Annotated in this window: 17 protein-coding genes; all 17 read left to right on the forward strand. The window is 68.8% G+C overall.

Features of this window, described 5'->3' with window-relative positions; all coding sequences use genetic code 11:
- Positions 1 to 68: 68 nt before the first annotated feature.
- The 17 genes from argS to A9X00_RS02520 all read left to right on the forward strand — a co-directional run bounded on the left by argS (position 69) and on the right by A9X00_RS02520 (position 18,130).
- Entirely contained in the window at positions 69 to 1,721 is a 1,653-nt protein-coding gene (gene argS / locus A9X00_RS02440) for an arginine--tRNA ligase (RefSeq protein ID WP_067148688.1), read from the forward strand.
- On the forward strand, positions 1,718 to 3,136 hold the full coding sequence (gene lysA / locus A9X00_RS02445) for a diaminopimelate decarboxylase (RefSeq protein WP_067148691.1): 1,419 nt from the start codon (positions 1,718 to 1,720) through the stop codon (positions 3,134 to 3,136). Before argS ends, lysA begins: the two co-directional genes overlap by 4 nt.
- Positions 3,137 to 3,139: 3 nt before the next feature.
- On the forward strand, positions 3,140 to 4,465 hold the full coding sequence (locus A9X00_RS02450; protein WP_067148694.1) for a homoserine dehydrogenase: 1,326 nt from the start codon (positions 3,140 to 3,142) through the stop codon (positions 4,463 to 4,465).
- A complete protein-coding gene (thrC, locus tag A9X00_RS02455) occupies positions 4,462 to 5,544 on the forward strand; it encodes a threonine synthase (protein WP_067148697.1) in 1,083 nt (360 codons plus the stop codon). Before A9X00_RS02450 ends, thrC begins: the two co-directional genes overlap by 4 nt.
- A 3-nt stretch (positions 5,545 to 5,547) precedes the next feature.
- Positions 5,548 to 6,495, forward strand: coding sequence for a homoserine kinase (thrB, locus tag A9X00_RS02460; protein ID WP_156771902.1), 948 nt, complete (start codon positions 5,548 to 5,550; stop codon positions 6,493 to 6,495).
- Positions 6,496 to 6,751: 256 nt separating this feature from the next.
- Positions 6,752 to 8,590 carry a transcription termination factor Rho gene (gene rho, locus A9X00_RS02465; RefSeq protein WP_067148700.1) on the forward strand — a complete coding sequence of 613 codons (1,839 nt, stop codon included), beginning with the start codon at positions 6,752 to 6,754 and terminating at the stop codon, positions 8,588 to 8,590.
- Positions 8,591 to 8,602: 12 nt separating this feature from the next.
- Positions 8,603 to 10,183 (forward strand): fatty-acid--CoA ligase FadD1, encoded by a 1,581-nt coding sequence (gene fadD1, locus A9X00_RS02470; RefSeq protein WP_067148703.1) that lies wholly within the window; start codon positions 8,603 to 8,605, stop codon positions 10,181 to 10,183.
- Between the two features lie 143 nt (positions 10,184 to 10,326).
- On the forward strand, positions 10,327 to 10,569 hold the full coding sequence (gene rpmE / locus A9X00_RS02475) for a 50S ribosomal protein L31 (RefSeq protein ID WP_067148709.1): 243 nt from the start codon (positions 10,327 to 10,329) through the stop codon (positions 10,567 to 10,569).
- A 90-nt stretch (positions 10,570 to 10,659) separates the two neighbouring features.
- Positions 10,660 to 11,733: a peptide chain release factor 1 gene (gene prfA, locus A9X00_RS02480; protein WP_067148712.1), complete on the forward strand. Its 1,074-nt coding sequence runs from the start codon at positions 10,660 to 10,662 to the stop codon at positions 11,731 to 11,733.
- The gene (gene prmC, locus A9X00_RS02485) at positions 11,730 to 12,569 is read left to right on the forward strand and encodes a peptide chain release factor N(5)-glutamine methyltransferase (protein WP_067148715.1); all 840 of its coding nucleotides are present in this window, start codon (positions 11,730 to 11,732) and stop codon (positions 12,567 to 12,569) included. Before prfA ends, prmC begins: the two co-directional genes overlap by 4 nt.
- Complete coding sequence (locus tag A9X00_RS02490) at positions 12,566 to 13,219, forward strand: L-threonylcarbamoyladenylate synthase (protein WP_067148718.1); 654 nt, start codon at positions 12,566 to 12,568, stop codon at positions 13,217 to 13,219. The genes prmC and A9X00_RS02490 overlap by 4 nt, the downstream gene beginning before the upstream one ends.
- Before the next feature lie 102 nt (positions 13,220 to 13,321).
- Complete coding sequence (locus A9X00_RS02495) at positions 13,322 to 14,500, forward strand: glycosyltransferase family 4 protein (protein WP_067148720.1); 1,179 nt, start codon at positions 13,322 to 13,324, stop codon at positions 14,498 to 14,500.
- A 248-nt stretch (positions 14,501 to 14,748) separates the two neighbouring features.
- Entirely contained in the window at positions 14,749 to 15,216 is a 468-nt protein-coding gene (locus A9X00_RS02500) for an ATP synthase subunit I (RefSeq protein ID WP_067148723.1), read from the forward strand.
- Positions 15,209 to 15,964 (forward strand): F0F1 ATP synthase subunit A, encoded by a 756-nt coding sequence (gene atpB / locus A9X00_RS02505; protein WP_067148726.1) that lies wholly within the window; start codon positions 15,209 to 15,211, stop codon positions 15,962 to 15,964. The genes A9X00_RS02500 and atpB overlap by 8 nt, the downstream gene beginning before the upstream one ends.
- A 47-nt stretch (positions 15,965 to 16,011) precedes the next feature.
- Entirely contained in the window at positions 16,012 to 16,257 is a 246-nt protein-coding gene (locus A9X00_RS02510; protein ID WP_066928722.1) for a F0F1 ATP synthase subunit C, read from the forward strand.
- A 9-nt stretch (positions 16,258 to 16,266) separates the two neighbouring features.
- Positions 16,267 to 16,785, forward strand: a complete 519-nt coding sequence (locus A9X00_RS02515; RefSeq protein WP_067148729.1) for a F0F1 ATP synthase subunit B — start codon at positions 16,267 to 16,269, stop codon at positions 16,783 to 16,785.
- Between the two features lie 4 nt (positions 16,786 to 16,789).
- Positions 16,790 to 18,130: a F0F1 ATP synthase subunit B/delta gene (locus A9X00_RS02520; protein ID WP_067148732.1), complete on the forward strand. Its 1,341-nt coding sequence runs from the start codon at positions 16,790 to 16,792 to the stop codon at positions 18,128 to 18,130.
- The last annotated feature ends 48 nt before the right edge of the window (positions 18,131 to 18,178 follow it).

The raw sequence follows: 18,178 nt of genomic DNA on the forward strand, positions 1-18,178 counted from the left end.
GGTGCGGCCGCGCTGCCCCTTCTAATAGATTCGGGGCAGGGGGACCCTAGCCAATAGGATGGACGCTCGTGACCCCCGCCGACCTGGCCGAGCTGCTCAAAGTCACCGCCGCCGCGGTGCTTGCCGAGCGCGGGCTGGACGCTGCCGCGTTGCCGGCGACGGTCACGGTGGAGCGGCCGCGTAATCCCGATCACGGTGACTACGCCAGCAACCTGGCGCTGCAGCTGGGCAAGAAGGTCGGCGCCAACCCGCGTGAGCTGGCCGGATGGCTCGCCGAAAAGTTGGCCGACGCCGACGGCATCGCGGCGGCGGAGGTCGCCGGTCCGGGCTTCATCAACATGCGCCTCGAGGCCTCGGCGCAGGCCGTGGTCGTCACGAACGTCATCGACGCCGGCGACGAGTTCGGTCATTCGGACGCGCTCCAAGGGCAGAAGATCAACCTGGAGTTCGTCTCGGCCAACCCGACCGGGCCGATCCACATCGGCGGCACCCGCTGGGCCGCGGTCGGCGACGCCCTCGGCCGCCTGCTCACGACACAGGGCGCCGACGTGGTGCGCGAATACTATTTCAACGACCACGGCGCCCAGATCGACCGGTTCGCGAACTCGTTGATCGCGGCCGCGAAGGGCGAGCCGACGCCGCAAGACGGCTACGCGGGCGCCTACATCAACGACATCGCCGCGCAGGTGCTGCAGAAGGCGCCGGACGCGCTGAGCCTGCCCGACGCCGAAATGCACGAAACCTTCCGCGAAATCGGCGTCGACCTGATGTTCACCCACATCAAGGAGTCGCTGCACGAGTTCGGCACCGACTTCGACGTCTACACCCACGAAGACTCGATGCACACCAGCGGCCGCGTCGACCAGGCGATCGCACGCCTCCGCGGGACCGGCAACGTCTACGAGAAGGACGGCGCAACCTGGTTGCGCACCAGCGCTTTTGGTGACGACAAGGACCGCGTCGTGATCAAGAGCGACGGCAAGCCGGCCTACATCGCCGGCGACATCGCCTACTACCTGGACAAGCGGCAACGCGGCTTCGACCTGTGCATCTACATGCTCGGCGCCGATCACCACGGCTACATCGCCCGCCTCAAGGCCGTGGCCGCCGCGTTCGGCGAGGACCCGGCCACCGCCGAGGTGCTCATCGGGCAGATGGTCAACCTGGTCCGCGACGGCCAACCGGTCCGGATGAGCAAGCGGGCCGGAACGGTGCTCACGCTGGACGACCTGGTCGAGGCGATCGGTGTCGACGCCGCGCGCTACAGCCTGATCCGCTCGTCGGTGGACACCGCGATCGACATCGATCTGGCGCTGTGGTCCTCGGCATCCAACGAAAACCCGGTCTACTACGTGCAATACGCGCACGCGCGGCTCTCCGCGCTGGCCCGCAACGCCGCGGAGCTCGGCCTAATCCCGGACACTAACCACCTGGAGCTGCTCGGCCACGACAAGGAGGGCACGCTGCTGCGCTCCATCGGCGAATTCCCCCGGGTGCTGAAAACCGCCGCCGCGCTGCGCGAACCGCACCGGGTGTGCCGCTACCTGGAGGACCTCGCGGGCGACTACCACCGGTTCTACGACTCCTGCCGCGTATTGCCGCAGGGCGACGAGCAGCCCACCGACCTGCACACCGCGCGTCTGGCGCTGTGCCAGGCCGCCCGCCAGGTCATCGCCAACGGCCTGACGATCCTCGGCGTCACCGCACCGGAGCGAATGTGAACGTCCACCCCGCCGGTCCCCGGCACGCCGACGAGACGCGTCACACCGAAAGTCCGCCCCGGCCGCAATCCCCCGAGGAGCTGCTGCGGCTGGCGCCGAACGTGTGGCCGCGCAGCACAACTCGCGACGACGACGGCGCCGCCGTCATCGGGGGAGTGCCGGTGACCCAGCTCGCCCAGGAGTACGGGACCCCGTTGTTCGTCGTCGACGAGGACGACTTTCGCTCCCGCTGCCGCGACATGGCGGCGGCGTTCGGCGGCGGCCACAACGTGCACTACGCCGCCAAGGCGTTCCTGTGCACCGAAATAGCGCGCTGGATCAACGAAGAGGGCCTGTCGCTGGACGTGTGCACCGGCGGCGAGTTGGCCGTCGCGCTGCACGCGGACTTCCCGCCGGAGCGGATCACCCTGCACGGCAACAACAAGTCCGTCGCCGAACTGACCGCCGCGGTGAAGGCCGGGGTGGGCCACGTGGTCCTGGACTCGATGATCGAGATCGAGCGCCTCGACGCCATCGCCGGCGAGGCGGGCATCGTCCAGGACGTGCTGGTGCGCCTCACCGTCGGGGTCGAGGCGCACACCCACGAGTTCATCTCCACCGCGCACGAGGACCAGAAGTTCGGGCTGTCGGTGGCCAGCGGCGCGGCGATGGCGGCGGTGCGCCGGGTGTTCGCCACCGACCACCTGCGGCTGGTCGGGTTGCACAGCCACATCGGCTCGCAGATCTTCGACGTCGCCGGCTTCGAGCTCGCCGCGCACCGCGTCATCGGCCTGCTGCACGACATCGTCGCCGAGTTCGGCGTCGACAAGACGGCCCAGCTCTCGACGGTCGATCTCGGTGGCGGCTTTGGCATCTCGTACCTGGCGCCCGACGACCCCCCGCCAATAGCTGAACTCGCCAGCAGCCTGAACGCCATCGTGCGCAGCGAGTCGGCGGCCGTCGGGCTGCCCACCCCCCGGCTGGTGGTCGAGCCGGGTCGCGCCATCGTCGGACCCGGCACCATCACGCTCTACGAGGTCGGTACCGTCAAGGACGTCGACGTAAGTACGACGGCGCACCGGCGCTACGTCAGCGTCGACGGCGGCATGAGCGACAACATCCGCACCGCGCTCTACGACGCGCAGTACGACGCCCGGTTGGTCTCGCGGGAAAGCGACGCGCCGGCGGAGTTGGCCCGCATCGTCGGAAAGCATTGCGAGACGGGCGATATCGTCGTCCGTGATACCTGGGTCCCGGGGGACCTGCAGCCGGGCGACCTGCTCGGGGTCGCCGCCACCGGCGCCTACTGCTATTCGCTGTCGAGCCGCTACAACATGATCGGCCGCCCCGCGGTCGTAGCCGTGCGCGGCGGGCGTGCCCGCCTGGTGCTGCGCCGGGAGACGGTCGACGATCTCTTGAGTCTGGAAGTGAGGTGACCCGTGCCCGGTGACGAAAAGCCAGTGGGCGTGGCAGTACTCGGGTTGGGCAACGTCGGCAGCGAGGTCGTGCGCATCATCGAGGACAGCGCCGCGGACCTGGCGGCCCGCGTCGGTGCCCCGCTGGTGCTGCGCGGCATCGGGGTGCGCCGCGGCGCCGCCGACCGCGGCGTCCCGGTCGGACTGCTGACCGACAACATCGAAGAGCTCGTGTCCCGCGCGGACGTCGACATCGTCGTCGAGTTGATGGGACCCGTCGAACCCGCCCGCAAGGCGATCCTGTCCGCGCTCGAGCACGGCAAGTCCGTGGTCACGGCCAACAAGGCCCTGCTGTCCATCTCCACCGGTGAATTGGCGCAGGCGGCCGAAAACGCCCACGTCGACCTGTATTTCGAGGCGGCGGTCGCGGGCGCGATCCCCGTCATCCGCCCGCTGACCCAATCGCTGGCCGGCGACACGGTGCTGCGGGTGGCCGGGATCGTCAACGGCACCACGAACTACATCCTGTCCGAGATGGACAGCACCGGCGCCGACTACGAAAGCGCTCTGGCCGACGCCAGCGCGCTGGGCTACGCCGAGGCCGATCCCACCGCCGACGTCGAGGGCTATGACGCCGCGGCCAAGGCGGCGATCCTGGCGTCCATCGCCTTTCACACCCGGGTGCACGCCGACGACGTCTATCGCGAGGGCATCACCAAGATCACCCCGGCCGACTTCGCGTCCGCCCGGTCGCTCGGCTGCACCATCAAGCTGCTGTCCATCTGCGAGCGGGTCACCGGAGACGACGGCCAGCAACGGGTTTCGGCGCGCGTCTATCCCGCGCTGGTGCCGCTGTCACATCCGCTGGCCACGGTCAGCGGGGCTTTCAACGCGGTGGTGGTCGAGGCCGCGGCCTCGGGGCGGCTGATGTTCTACGGCCAGGGGGCCGGCGGCGCCCCCACCGCGTCGGCGGTCACCGGTGACCTGGTGATGGCCGCCCGCAACCGGGTGCTGGGCAGCCGCGGCCCGAAGGAGTCCCGCTACGCCCAACTTCCCATCGCCCCCATGGGTCTCATCCCGACCCGCTACTACGTCAGCATCAACGTCGCCGACGAGCCGGGCGTATTGGCCTCGGTGGCAACGGAATTCGCCAAGCGTGAGGTGAGCATCGCCGAGGTCCGCCAGGAAGGCGTGGTCGACGAGGGCGGCCGGCGGGTGGGGGCCCGCGTCGTGGTGGTCACCCACACCGCTACCGACGCCGCGCTTTCCGAAACCGTCGGTGCCCTGGCCGATTTGAGCGTCGTGCAGAACGTGACCAGCGTGCTGCGACTGGAAGGAAACGGCCTGTGAGCATCCCCAGAACGGCCACGCATCAACCCTGGCCGGGCGTGATCGCGGCCTACCGCGACCGGCTGCCCGTCGGCGACGACTGGACCCCGGTCACCCTCCTCGAGGGCGGCACCCCGCTGATCGCCGCGACCCGGCTTTCGGAAAAGACCGGCTGCACCGTGCATCTCAAGGTCGAGGGCCTCAATCCCACCGGCTCCTTCAAGGACCGGGGCATGACGATGGCGGTCACCGACGCCCTGGCCCGCGGCCAGCGGGCCGTGCTGTGCGCGTCGACCGGCAACACCTCGGCCTCGGCGGCCGCCTACGCCGCGCGCGCCGGCATCACCTGCGCGGTGCTCATCCCGCAGGGCAAGATCGCGATGGGCAAGCTGGCGCAGGCGGTCATGCACGGCGCCAAGATCATCCAGATCGACGGCAACTTCGACGACTGCCTGGAACTGGCCCGCAAGATGGCCGCCGACTTCCCGACGATCTCGCTGGTGAACTCGGTGAACCCGGTGCGCATCGAGGGTCAGAAGACCGCCGCGTTCGAGATCGTCGACGCCCTGGGCGCCGCCCCCGACGTGCACGCGCTTCCGGTCGGCAACGCCGGCAACATCACCGCGTACTGGAAGGGCTACACCGAGTATCACCACGAGGGCGTGATCGACCGCCTGCCCCGGATGCTCGGCGCCCAGGCCGCCGGCGCCGCGCCCCTGGTGCACGGCGAACCGGTCCGCAACCCGGAGACCATCGCCACCGCGATCCGCATCGGTGCCCCGGCGTCGTGGACGGCCGCCGTCGCGGCGCAGCAACAGTCCAACGGCCGCTTCCTCGCGGTCACCGACGAGGAGATCCTCGCGGCGTACCACCTCGTGGCCGCGTCCGAGGGCGTGTTCGTCGAGCCCGCGTCCGCCGCCAGCATCGCGGGGCTGCTCAAGGCCGTCGACGACGGCTGGGTGGCGCGCGGGTCGACCGTGGTCTGCACGGTGACCGGCAACGGCCTCAAGGACCCCGACACCGCGCTGAAGGACATGCCGACAGTGTCCCCGCTGCCGGTCGATCCGGTGCTCGTCGTCGAACAATTGGGTCTCGCGTAAGACATGAACGCCCAGATGCTGCCCGCCGGGCTGGTGGCCAGCGCCGTGGTGTCGGCGTCTAGCGCCAACCTCGGCCCCGGCTTCGACAGCATCGGCCTGGCGCTGGACCTACGCGACGACATCGTCGTGGAGACAAGGGATTCCGGCCTGGAGGTGGTGGTCGAGGGCGAGGGCGCCGACCAGGTGCCCCTCGACGCCGACCATCTGGTCGTGCGCGCCGTCCGGCGCGGGCTGGACGCCGTCGGCGTCGGCGCGCCCGGCCTGGTGGTGCGCTGCCGCAACGCCATCCCGCACTCCCGCGGCCTGGGGTCCTCGGCGGCGGCCGTCGTCGGGGGCCTGGCGGCCGTGAACGGGCTTGTGGCGCAAACCGATTCGGCCCCGATGAGCGTCGATCGGCTGATCCAACTGTGCTCGGAATTCGAGGGCCATCCGGACAACGCCGCGGCCGCGGTGCTGGGCGGCGCGGTGGTCTCCTGGACCGACCGCACCGGTGAGCGCCCCCGGTACTCCGCCGTGTCGCTCCGGCTGCACCCGGACATCCACCTGTTCTGCGCGATTCCCGAGGAACGCTCGCTGACCGCCGAGACCCGAGTGCTGCTGCCCAGCCGGGTCGGCCACGACGAGGCCAGCTTCAACGTCAGCCGCGCCGCGTTGCTGGTGGTCGCGCTGACCGAGCGCCCCGACCTGCTGATGCCGGCCACCGAAGACCTGCTCCACCAACCCCAACGCGCCCCCGCGATGCCGGGCTCGGCGGAATATTTGCGGCTGTTGCGGCGTCATAAGATCGCAGCGACGCTTTCTGGGGCTGGTCCCTCGCTGATCGCACTGAGCACAGAGCCGGAGTTACCCACGGAAGCGCTGGAGTACGGGGCCGCACACGGATTTACCGTCATCAAGATGACCGCTGGCGAAGGAGTTCGCTGGAGCCCGGGCGTCACGGTAGCCGGTTGATCCACGGCGTGGCCGGAGGGTTTGCTTGCTTCCGATCCGGATGCAGGTTATCCTCGGAGCCGTCCAGCAATCGCAGCATCTGCATCTGCAACTGCCGCTAGGACAACACCAATTCTTCTCGTGAACGAGGTTCGCCGTCTTCTCCGCCGATCCGGGCGATCACCGTTGCAGAGTCGAAGATTGGGCGCACTCGGCAAATTGGCTGAATGCAACGAACCCCCGTATGACCTGATCAGCGGGGGAAGAAAGGAACTCCGTGACAGATACGGACCTATTCACGGCTGGGGAAAGCACCGATAGCAATCACGCTTCGGAGGCCGTGACCACAGACACTCCCGACGCCAAGGCCAACGCCTCGGCCGGCTCCCTGGCCGCCATGGTGCTGCCCGAGCTGCGTGCGCTGGCCAGCCAGGCCGGCGTCAAGGGCACGTCCGGGATGCGCAAGAACGAACTGATCGCCGCGATAAAGGAAATCAGGGGACAGGCCAACGGCACTTCGGCCGCCGCCGCCCCGGACACCGCCCCGGCGGACAGCGGCAAATCCGACCAATCCGACTCGGCCACCGCCGAGGCGCCGGCCGAAACGCCGGCCGCCCAAGGGGAACAGAACGGTTCCACCGGCGAGGCGCCGCGCCGCGAACGACGCGGTGCCAGCCGCGAAGCGGGGTCACCGTCCGAGGACGCGGACGCCCAAAAGGGCGGCGCCGCTCGCGAAGCCGACAAGCGCCAGGACCGCCAGCAGGACACCAAGACCGACGAGCGCGGCGGCGACCAGGGTGGCGATCAGCAGGCCCAGGGCGGCCAGCAGAATCGCGGCGGCTCGAACCAACAGGACGACGACGGCGAGGGCCGTCAGGGCCGGCGGGGACGCCGGTTCCGCGACCGCGACCGCCGCCGCCGCGGCGAACGGTCGGGCGACGGGGCCGACACCGAGCTCCGTGAGGACGACGTCGTCCAGCCCGTCGCCGGAATCCTTGACGTGCTCGACAATTACGCGTTCGTGCGCACCTCCGGCTACCTGGCCGGCCCGCACGACGTCTACGTCTCGATGAACATGGTGCGCAAGAACGGCCTGCGCCGCGGCGACGCGGTGACCGGCGCGGTTCGGGTGCCCCGCGACGGCGAGCAGCCCAACCAGCGCCAGAAGTTCAACCCGCTGGTGCGCCTGGACAGCGTCAACGGCGGCTCGGTCGAAGAGGCCAAGAAGCGGCCCGATTTCTCCAAGCTGACGCCGTTGTACCCCAACCAGCGGCTGCGCCTGGAAACCACGCCGGACCGGCTGACCACGCGGGTCATCGACCTGATCATGCCGATCGGCAAGGGCCAGCGCGCGCTGATCGTGTCGCCGCCCAAGGCGGGTAAGACGACGATCCTGCAGGACATCGCCAACGCGATAACCAAGAACAACCCGGAATGCCACCTCATGGTCGTCCTCGTCGACGAGCGGCCCGAGGAGGTCACCGACATGACGCGCTCGGTCAAGGGCGAGGTCATCGCCTCCACGTTCGACCGGCCGCCGTCGGACCACACCTCGGTCGCGGAGCTGGCCATCGAGCGCGCCAAGCGGCTCGTCGAGCAGGGCAAGGACGTCGTGGTGCTGCTCGACTCGATCACCCGCCTGGGCCGCGCCTACAACAACGCGTCGCCCGCGTCCGGCCGGATCCTGTCCGGTGGTGTCGACTCCACCGCGCTGTACCCGCCCAAGCGCTTCCTCGGCGCGGCGCGCAACATCGAGGAAGGCGGGTCGCTGACCATCATCGCCACCGCGATGGTCGAGACCGGGTCCACCGGTGACACGGTCATCTTCGAGGAGTTCAAGGGCACCGGTAACGCCGAGCTCAAGCTGGACCGCAAGATCTCCGAACGCCGGGTCTTCCCCGCGGTCGACGTGAACCCGTCGGGCACCCGCAAGGACGAGCTGCTGCTCTCGCCGGACGAGTTCGCCATCGTGCACAAGCTGCGCCGCGTGCTGTCGGGCCTGGACCCGCACCAGGCCATCGACCTGCTGATGTCGCAGCTGCGCAAGACCAAGAACAACTACGAGTTCCTGGTGCAGGTGTCCAAGACGACCCCCGGGTCGATGGATAACGACTAACTCAGCCGCGCCGTGGCGGAGACGCTGCAGCAACTGCTTCGCGAGCGCCTGGACCAGGACACGCCGGCGCTGAAGTACGGCGACCGCGTCTGGACGTGGCGCGAGCACCTGGCCGACGCGGCCACCATGGCGGCCGCCGTCATCGGCGTCGCCGACCCCGCCCGCCCGCTGCACGTGGGTGCGTTGCTGGGCAACACCCCCGAGATGCTGACGGCCATGGCGTCGGCGGCGCTCGGCGGCTACGTGCTGTGCGGCATCAACGACACCCGCCGCGGCGCCGCGCCGGCCCGCGACATCGCCCGCGCCGACTGCCAGATCCTGCTCACCGATCCGGCGCACCAGGGGCTGCTGGACGGCCTCGACCTGCCCGGTGTCCGGGTCTTCGACGTGTCCGCCGAGCCGTGGCGCGCACTGCTGGGCGGCGCCGGACCCCTGACGCCGTATCGCGAGGTCGCGCCGACCGACACCTTCATGATGCTGTTCACCTCGGGCACCAGCGGTGACCCGAAGGCCGTGCGGGTCACCCACCTCGTCGTCCTCTTCGCCGGCGCAACGCTGGTCGGGCGGTTCGGGCTCGACGCGTCCGACGTCTGCTACCTGTCCATGCCGCTGTTCCACGCCAACGCCCTGTATGCCGGCTGGAGCGTGGCGGTGTCCACCGGCGCCGCCATGGCCCCCGCGACGTTCTCGGCATCCGGGCTGCTGGCAGACCTGCGCCGATACGGGGCCACCTTCATGAACTACGTCGGCAAGCCGCTGGCCTTCGTGCTGGCCACGCCGGAGCGGCCCGACGACCACGACAACCCGCTGCGGGTCGCGGTCGGCAACGAGGCGAGCGATCGAGACATCGCCGAGTTCAGCTGGCGATTCGACTGCACGGTGTGGGACGGCTTCGGCTCCACCGAGGGCGCGATCGTCATCACCCGCGAGGACGGCTGCCCGCCGGGGTCGCTGGGCCGCGGCTTCCCCGGGGTCGCCGTCTACAACCCCGACACGTTGGCCGAGTGCCCGCCCGCCACCTTCCGCGACGGCGCCCTGACCAACCCCGACGAGGCGATCGGGGAGCTGGTCAACACCACCGGCGCGGGTCTGTTCGCCGGCTATTACAACGACTCCGAGGCCACCAACGCGCGGATGCGACACGGCATGTTCTGGTCCGGCGACCTCGCCTATCGAGACGCCGACGGCTGGCTCTACTTCGCCGGGCGCAGCGGCGACTGGTTGCGCGTCGACGGGGAAAACATGACCACGGCGCCCATCGAGCGCATCATGCAGCGGTTGGCACCGGTCAGCCACGTCGCGGTGTACGCGGTGCCCGACGAACACTCCGGTGACCAGGTGATGGCGGCGATCGTGCTGGCCGACGGCGCGGAGCTGACGCCCGAGGAATTCGGCCGGTTCCTGGCCGATCAGCCCGACCTGTCGCCCAAGGCGTGGCCCCGCTACGTCTGGCTCACCGACCGGTTGCCGATCACCGCGACCAACAAGATCCTCAAACGCGAGCTCAGCGCGCTGGGGCCGGCACCCGGCGGCGGGGTGGTGTGGACCCGCGAGGCGAAAAGCCGCGTCTACCGCGCCGCGTCTCGGCCCTGAGCAGCCGGGAATGCGGGCGACCAGCTCGCTGTTTGGGCTGATGTAGGTTGACCTGGCATAATCGAGGGTCGACTAACCCAGGACCAGATCAGGTTCCCGGAGTTCGCGCCCGGTCCGGGCGGCAAACGATCGAAGAGGACATCATGAAAGCTGACATTCATCCCGCGTACGGCGAGACCACCGTGCACTGCGGGTGCGGGAACACCTTCACCACCCGCAGCACCAAGCCCGGGGGCAACATCGTCGTCGAGGTCTGCTCGCAGTGCCACCCCTTCTACACCGGCAAGCAGAAGATCCTCGACAGCGGCGGCCGGGTGGCCCGCTTCGAGAAGCGCTACGGCAAGCGCAAGGCCGCGGCCGACTCGGCCGAGTCGACCGACAAATAGCTGGCTTACCGACGCCCGAACTGTGCGACCCTGCACAGGCCGGGCGTCGGTTCGCGTTCGGGGCCAGAGTTCAGGGCAGGGAGGTGTGAGATGACCAAGCCGGTACAGACGATCGACGTGCTGCTTGCCGAACACGCCGAGCTCGAGAAGCGGTTGGCGGACCCCGAACTGCACAGCAATCCCGACGAGGCGCGCAAAGCCGGACGGCGATTCGCCCGACTGGCCCCCATCGTCGGCACCTACCGCAAGCTGGAGGCCGCGCGCGGCGACCTGGAGACCGCCCGCGAGCTGGCCGCCGACGACGAATCCTTCGCCGACGAGGTGACCGAACTCGAGGCCAAGGTGGCCGAACTGGACACCCAGCTCACCGACATGCTGGCGCCGCGCGACCCGCACGACGCCGACGACATCGTGCTCGAGGTGAAATCCGGTGAGGGCGGCGAGGAATCGGCGCTGTTCGCCGCCGACCTGGCCCGCATGTACATCCGCTACGCCGAGCGGCACGGCTGGAACGTCACGGTGCTCGACGAAACCACCTCGGATCTGGGCGGTTACAAGGACGCGACGCTGAGCATCACCAGCAAGGGGGACTCGGCCGACGGCGTGTGGTCGCGAATGAAATTCGAGGGCGGGGTCCACCGGGTGCAGCGCGTCCCCGTGACGGAATCCCAAGGGCGGGTTCATACTTCGGCCGCGGGCGTGCTGGTCTACCCCGAGCCTGAGGAGGTCGGCGAGGTGCAGATCGACGAGTCCGACCTGCGCATCGACGTGTACCGCTCGTCGGGAAAGGGCGGCCAGGGCGTCAACACCACGGACTCCGCCGTGCGGATCACGCACCTGCCCACCGGCATCGTCGTTACCTGTCAAAACGAACGGTCGCAGCTGCAGAACAAGGCCCGCGCCATGCAGGTGCTGGCCGCCCGGCTGCAGGCCCTCGCGGAGGAAAAGGCGCTGGCCGACGCGTCGGCCGACCGCGCCAGCCAGGTCCGCACCGTGGACCGCAGCGAACGGATCCGCACCTACAACTTCCCCGAGAACCGGATCACCGACCACCGGATCGGTTTCAAGGCGCACAACCTCGATCAGGTGCTCGACGGTGACCTCGACGCGCTGTTCGACGCGCTGAGCGCGGCCGATAAGAAATCGAGGCTGCAACAGGCATGACGCTACGGCGCGCGATCGACTCGGCAGCGGCGCAGCTCGCCGCGGCCGGGATCGATTCCGCGCGCTACGACGCCGAGGAGCTGGCCGCCCACCTCGTGGGCACCGAACGCGGACGGCTGACCCTGCTCGAGTCCCCGGGCGACGACTTCTTCGGGCGTTACCGCGAGATCGTGGCCGCGCGCTCTCAGCGGGTGCCGCTGCAGCATCTCACCGGGGCGGCGGCCTTCGGTCCGGTGACGCTGCGCGTCGGCCCCGGCGTGTTCATCCCGCGCCCGGAGACCGAGGCCATGCTGGAATGGGCCACCGCGCAACCGCTTCCGGCGCGGCCCGTGATCGTCGACCTGTGCACCGGATCCGGCGCCCTGGCCGTCGCCCTGGCCCACCACCGGCCCGCGGCGCGGGTGATCGGCATCGACGACTCCGAGGCGGCCCTGAGCTACGCGCGCGGCAACGCCGCGGGCACCGCCGTGGAGCTCGTTCGCGCCGACGTGACCGCATCGGGTCTGCTGCCCGAGCTGGACGGGCTCGTCGACCTGGTGGTGGCCAACCCGCCCTACGTTCCCGACGATCACGCGGTGGAAGCCGAAGTGGCCCAGCACGATCCGCCGCACGCGGTGTTCGGCGGGCCGGACGGGATGGCGGTCATCGCCGCCGTCGTCCGACTCCCCGGGCGCTGGCTGCGCCCGGGGGGACTGTTCGCCGTCGAGCACGACGACACCACGTCAGCGCGCACCGTCGAATTGATCGAGGACACAAAGCTTTTCGGGGACATCGAATCCCGCCGGGACCTGGCTGGGCGGCCGAGGTTCGTGACGGCGCGAAGGGGCCCCCGTTGACCACCGTGTTCGACTGCGGCGATCCCGACCAGCGTTCGGTTGGCATCGCCTCGGCGGCGGGTGCGGTCAAGAACGGCCGGCTCGTCGTGTTGCCGACCGACACCGTGTACGGCATCGGCGCCGACGCCTTCGACAGCACCGCGGTGGCCGCGCTGCTGGCGGCGAAAGGGCGGGGCCGGGACATGCCGGTGGGCGTGCTGGTCGGCTCCTGGCACACCATCGAGGGCCTGGTCTACACGATGCCCGACGGAGCGCGCGACCTGATCCGCGCCTTCTGGCCCGGCGCGCTGAGCCTGGTGGTCACGCAGGCGCCGTCGCTGCACTGGGACCTCGGCGACGCCCGCGGCACCGTGATGCTGCGGATGCCGCTGCACCCGGTGGCCATCGAGTTGCTGCGGGAGGTGGGGCCCATGGCGGTATCCAGCGCCAACGTCTCCGGCCGCCCACCGGCGGTGCACGCCGATGAGGCGCGCGAACAGCTCGGCGATCTGGTGGACGTCTACCTCGACGCCGGCCCGTCGCAGCAGCAGGCCGCCTCCACGATCCTCGACCTGACCGGGGAGACCCCGCGCATCCTGCGAGCGGGCCCGGTGAGCGCCGAGCGGATCGCGGAGGTGCTCGGCACGGACCCGGCAAGCCTGATCGCCTAGCCGGATTGCTCGGTTTCTCCTCACGCCGCTGCGCGCGCATCGTCGTCGAGCTAGCAAGGCGCGGCCAACCCCATCTCAGCTCGGTGCACTACGGTTTCGTTGATGTCCAGCCTTGCCGGTGGTCTGCTCGCCCTGTCCGATCGCGGCGCCGGCGTCCCCCTGCGCGAGCTGGCGGTGGTCGGGCTGACCGCCGCGATCGTCACGTACTTCGCGACCGGACCGGTGCGCGTGCTGGCCACCCGGCTCGGCGCGGTCGCCTACCCGCGCGAACGCGACGTGCACGTCACCCCAACCCCCCGCATGGGCGGGCTGGCGATGTTCCTCGGCGTGATCTCGGCCGTCTTCCTGGCCTGGCAGCTTCCGGCGCTCACCCGCGGCTTCGTCTACTCCACCGGCATGCCCGCCGTCCTGGTGGCCGCCGCGGTGATCGTGGGCATCGGCCTGATCGACGACCGCTGGGGCCTGGACGCCCTGACCAAGTTCGCCGGCCAGATCACCGCCGCCAGCGTGCTCGTCACCATGGGCGTCGCCTGGAGCGTGCTGTACATCCCGATCGGCGGCGTCGGCACGATCGTGTTGGACCAGGCGTCGTCGATCCTGCTCACCCTGGCGCTGACGGTGTCGGTCGTCAACGCGATGAACTTCGTCGACGGGCTCGACGGGCTGGCCGCCGGGCTCGGGCTCATCATGGCGATGGCGATCTGCCTCTTCTCGGTCGGCCTGCTGCGCGACCACGGCGGCGACGTCCTGTTCTATCCGCCCGCGGTCATCTCGGTGGTGCTGGCGGGCGCCTGCCTGGGCTTCCTGCCGCACAACTTCCACCGGGCCAAGATCTTCATGGGCGATTCCGGCTCGATGCTGATCGGCCTGATGATCTCCGCGGCCGCGACGACCGCGGCCGGCCCCGTTTCGCAGAACGCCTACGGGGCCCGCGACGTGTTTGCTCTGCTGTCGCCGTTCCTGCTGGTGGCGGCCGTGATTTTCGTGCCGATGCTCGACCTTTTACTGGCGATCGTGCGCCGCACCCGCGCGGGCCGCAGCGCATTCAGCCCGGACAAGATGCACCTGCATCACCGGTTGCTGCAGATCGGCCATTCGCATCGCCGGGTGGTCCTGCTCATCTATTTATGGGTGGGCATTGTCGCGTTCGGCGCCGCCAGCACAATCTTTTTCAACCCGCGCGACACCGGCGCGGTGATGCTGGGGGCGATCGTGGTCGCCGGAGTGGCGACGGCGATCCCGCTCCTGCGCCGTCGCGAAGACTACTCGGACGTGGACTAGACGAGGACTACGACACCTGGTAGTAGTGGTGCCCGTCGTATGGTACGGTGCAGGTAGAACCCCAAAAAGAGACCTTGAGGGTTGCCGGCCAGCCGGCCCTTCGGACGCTTCTCCGACCGCGCCGACTCACGACCGACAAAGGGAGCTACCCCTTGGGTGATTCCAGCGTGACGTGCGATACGCTCGGCGGGCCACCGATCGGTCGGTCGAGGGTTCCCCGCTTTACTACCTGGGATTGAGGTGCTGCAGTGACGACACCAGCGCAGGACGCGCCGTTGGTGTTCCCCTCTGTTGCTTTCCGTCCGGTTCGGCTGTTGGCGATCAGCGTCGCGGTTACCGCGCTCGCGATGCTCGCCGCCGGATTGTCGGATCGCCTCATGCTCGGCGTGTTCTTCGGTGTCGGCTTGCTGCTGGGTTTGCTCAACGCATTGTTGGTGCGGCGTTCGGTCGCGTCGATCACCGCGAAAGAGCATCCACTGAAAAGCTCGATGGCACTCAATTCGGCGACCCGGCTGGCGATTATCACCGTCATCGCGCTGATCATTGCCTACGTTTTCCGGCCGAACGGCTTGGGCGCGATGTTCGGCCTGGCGCTCTTCCAGGTGCTGCTGGTCGTGTCGACCGCGGTGCCGGTCTACAAGAAGCTGCGCGCGGGCGAGCCGGCCGCAGCCCTGGGCCCGGAAGGGTCGGACGGAAGGAACACCAGCGATGACTGAAACGATCCTGGCCGGTTCCCAAATCGAGGTCGGCGAGCACACCACCGCGACGTGGCTGGGTCTGACCGTCAACACCGACACCGTGCTGTCCACCGCGATAGCCGGCGTCATCGTGATCGCCCTGGCCTTCTTCCTGCGCGCCAAGATCACCTCGAGCGGCGTTCCCAATGGGGTTCAACTCTTTTGGGAGGCGCTCACCATACAGATGCGCAACCAGATCGAGAGCGCCATCGGGATGCGGATCGCCCCGTTCGTGCTGCCGCTGGCCGTGACGATCTTCATCTTCATCCTGATCTCCAACTGGCTCTCGGTGCTGCCGCTGCAATACACCGATAAATCCGGTCACACCACCGAGTTGCTCAAGTCGGCCGCGGCGGACATCAATTACGTTCTGGCGCTGGCCCTGTTCGTGTTCGTCTGTTACCACGTGGCCGGCATCTGGCGCCGCGGCATCATCGGGCACCCGCTCAAGGTGCTCAAGGGTCACGTGGCGTTCCTGGCGCCGATCAACCTGGTCGAAGAATTGGCGAAGCCGATCTCGTTGTCGCTCCGACTCTTTGGCAACATCTTCGCCGGGGGCATCCTGGTGGCGCTGATCGCGATGTTCCCGCCTTACATCATGTGGGCGCCCAACGCGATCTGGAAATCGTTCGACCTGTTCGTCGGGGCGATCCAGGCCTTCATCTTCTCGATCCTGACGATCTTGTACTTCAGCCAGGCCATGGAGCTGGAGGACCACCATGACTAGCCCAGCCAGATAAGCCAACAGATAAAGCTGGATATAAGGAGGAAAGTATGGACCCCACTATCGCTGCCGGTGCCCTCATCGGCGGTGGAATCATCATGGGTGGCGGCGCAATCGGTGCCGGTATCGGTGACGGTATCGCCGGTAACGCGCTGGTGTCGGGTATCGCCCGGCAGCCCGAGGCGCAGGGCCGGCTGTTCACGCCGTTCTTCATCACCGTCGGTCTGGTTGAGGCGGCCTACTTCATCAACCTGGCGTTCATGGCGTTGTTCGTATTCGCCACGCCCGTCACGTAGTTCGCTGTGATGGGTGACCCGAACCCCGTGGTGCTCGCCGCCGGCCAGGTGGTAGCCGAGGGAGGCAAGGGGGGGAGTAACTTCCTCGTCCCCAACGGCACATTTTTCTTCGTGCTGGCCATCTTCCTCATCGTGCTCGCCATCATCGGCACCTTCGTGGTGCCGCCGATCATGAAGGTGTTGCGCGAGCGCGACGCCATGGTCGCCAAGACCGCCGCCGACAACAAGAAGTCGGCCGAGCAATTCGAGGCGGCCCGGGCCGATTACGAAGAAGCCATGAAGGAGGCCCGCATGCAGGCGTCGTCCTTCCGCGACAACGCCCGCGCCGAAGGCCGTAAGGCCGTCGAAGACGCGCGCGCCGGTGCCGAGCAAGAGGTGACGTCGACGCTGCAGATGGCCGCCGAGCAATTGAAACGGGAGCGGGACGCCGTGGAACTGGATCTGCGGGCCAACGTCGGAACCATGTCGGCGACCCTGGCCAGTCGGATCCTCGGCGTCGACGTCACGACCTCCGCCGCGACAAGGTAAAGAGATGTCGACTTTTTTGGGGCAGTTGGGCGGGTTCGCCCTCATCGTGTTCATCGTCTGGCGCTACGCCGTGCCGCCGGTGCGCAAGATGATGACCGCGCGGCAGGAGCTGGTGCGCCAGCAGCTGGCCGATTCGGCCGCGGCCGCCGACCGGCTGACCGAGTCGAAGACCGCGCACGAAAACGCCGTGGATGCCGCCAAAGAAGAAGCGGAGCAAATCGTCGAAGAGGCTCGGGCGGACTCGGAACGCATCGCCGAGCAGATGCGGGCCCAGGCCGAAGTCGAGGCCGAGCGCGTCAAAGCGCAGGGCACGCGCCAGGCCGAGTTGCTGCGGACCCAGCTGACCCGCCAGCTTCGCCTGGAACTCGGACACGAATCCGTGCGCCAGGCAGAGGAATTGGTGCGCAGCTACGTCGCCGACCCCGAGCAGCGGTCGTCGACCGTGGATCGGTTCCTGGATGACCTCGAGGCCATGGCGCCCGCGCCCGCCGAGGTCGCCTACCCCCTGCTGACCAAGATGCGGTCGGCCAGCCGGCACGCGATAGGAAACCTCTCGGACCGGTTCGGCACCATCGCCAAAAACCTGGACAACAAAGCGCTTTCCACCCTCTCCAGCGAGCTGGTGGCGGTCGCCAAGATGCTGGACGGCGAAATCGTCGTCACTCGGTACCTCACCGTGCCCGCCGAGGACTCGGCGCCGCGGGTCCGGCTGATCGAGCGCCTGGTGTCCGACAAGGTGGGCGACGCGACGCTCGACGTGCTGCGGGCGGCGGTTTCCGAGCGCTGGTCGGCCAACTCCGACTTGGTCGACGCCATCGAACACATCTCGCGTCAAGCGTTGCTCGAAGTCGCCGAACGCGAAGACAAGGTCGACGAGGTCGAGGACCAATTGTTCCGGTTCTCTCGCGTTCTCGACGCGCAACCGCGGCTCGCCATCCTGTTGGGCGACTTTGGGACTCCCGCCGAGGGCCGGATCGGCTTGCTGCGCAAGGTGCTCCAGAACGCGAGCGGCCGGGTCAACCCGATCGCGTTGGCACTGCTGAGCCAGACCGTCGAGCTGCTGAGGGGCGAGCCGGCCGAGGTGGCCGTGAAGTTCCTGGCGAAAGTGGCGGTGGCGCGCCGCGGCGAGATCGTCGCGCAGGTCAGCGCCGCGGCCGAACTCAGCGACGGCCAGCGGACCCGCTTGACCGAGGTCCTCAGCCGCATCTACAACCATCCGGTGAGCCTGCAGCTGCAGACCAACCCGGAATTGTTGGGCGGGCTGCTGATCGCGGTGGCCGACGAGGTGATCGACGGGACGCTCTCCGCTCGCCTGGCCGCCGCCCAAGCCCAGCTGCCCGACTGACACACCATCTTTAGCCGACGCGAACGAAGATCAAGTAGGAAGACGAAA

It is taken from the genome of Mycobacterium sp. 1245805.9 (genome assembly GCF_001672915.1).
Taxonomy (GTDB): Bacteria; Actinomycetota; Actinomycetes; order Mycobacteriales; family Mycobacteriaceae; genus Mycobacterium.

Bases quoted from the DNA above. Each gene is read 5' to 3' on its own strand.
- thrB (WP_156771902.1), top strand. From the start codon at position 5,548: ATGAACGCCCAGATGCTGCCCGCCGGGCTGGTGGCCAGCGCCGTGGTG.
- rpmE (WP_067148709.1), top strand. From the start codon at position 10,327: ATGAAAGCTGACATTCATCCCGCGTACGGCGAGACCACCGTGCACTGC.
- prfA (WP_067148712.1), top strand. From the start codon at position 10,660: ATGACCAAGCCGGTACAGACGATCGACGTGCTGCTTGCCGAACACGCC.
- prmC (WP_067148715.1), top strand. From the start codon at position 11,730: ATGACGCTACGGCGCGCGATCGACTCGGCAGCGGCGCAGCTCGCCGCG.
- A9X00_RS02495 (WP_067148720.1), top strand. From the start codon at position 13,322: ATGTCCAGCCTTGCCGGTGGTCTGCTCGCCCTGTCCGATCGCGGCGCC.
- atpB (WP_067148726.1), top strand. From the start codon at position 15,209: ATGACTGAAACGATCCTGGCCGGTTCCCAAATCGAGGTCGGCGAGCAC.
- A9X00_RS02510 (WP_066928722.1), top strand. From the start codon at position 16,012: ATGGACCCCACTATCGCTGCCGGTGCCCTCATCGGCGGTGGAATCATC.
- A9X00_RS02515 (WP_067148729.1), top strand. From the start codon at position 16,267: ATGGGTGACCCGAACCCCGTGGTGCTCGCCGCCGGCCAGGTGGTAGCC.
- A9X00_RS02520 (WP_067148732.1), top strand. From the start codon at position 16,790: ATGTCGACTTTTTTGGGGCAGTTGGGCGGGTTCGCCCTCATCGTGTTC.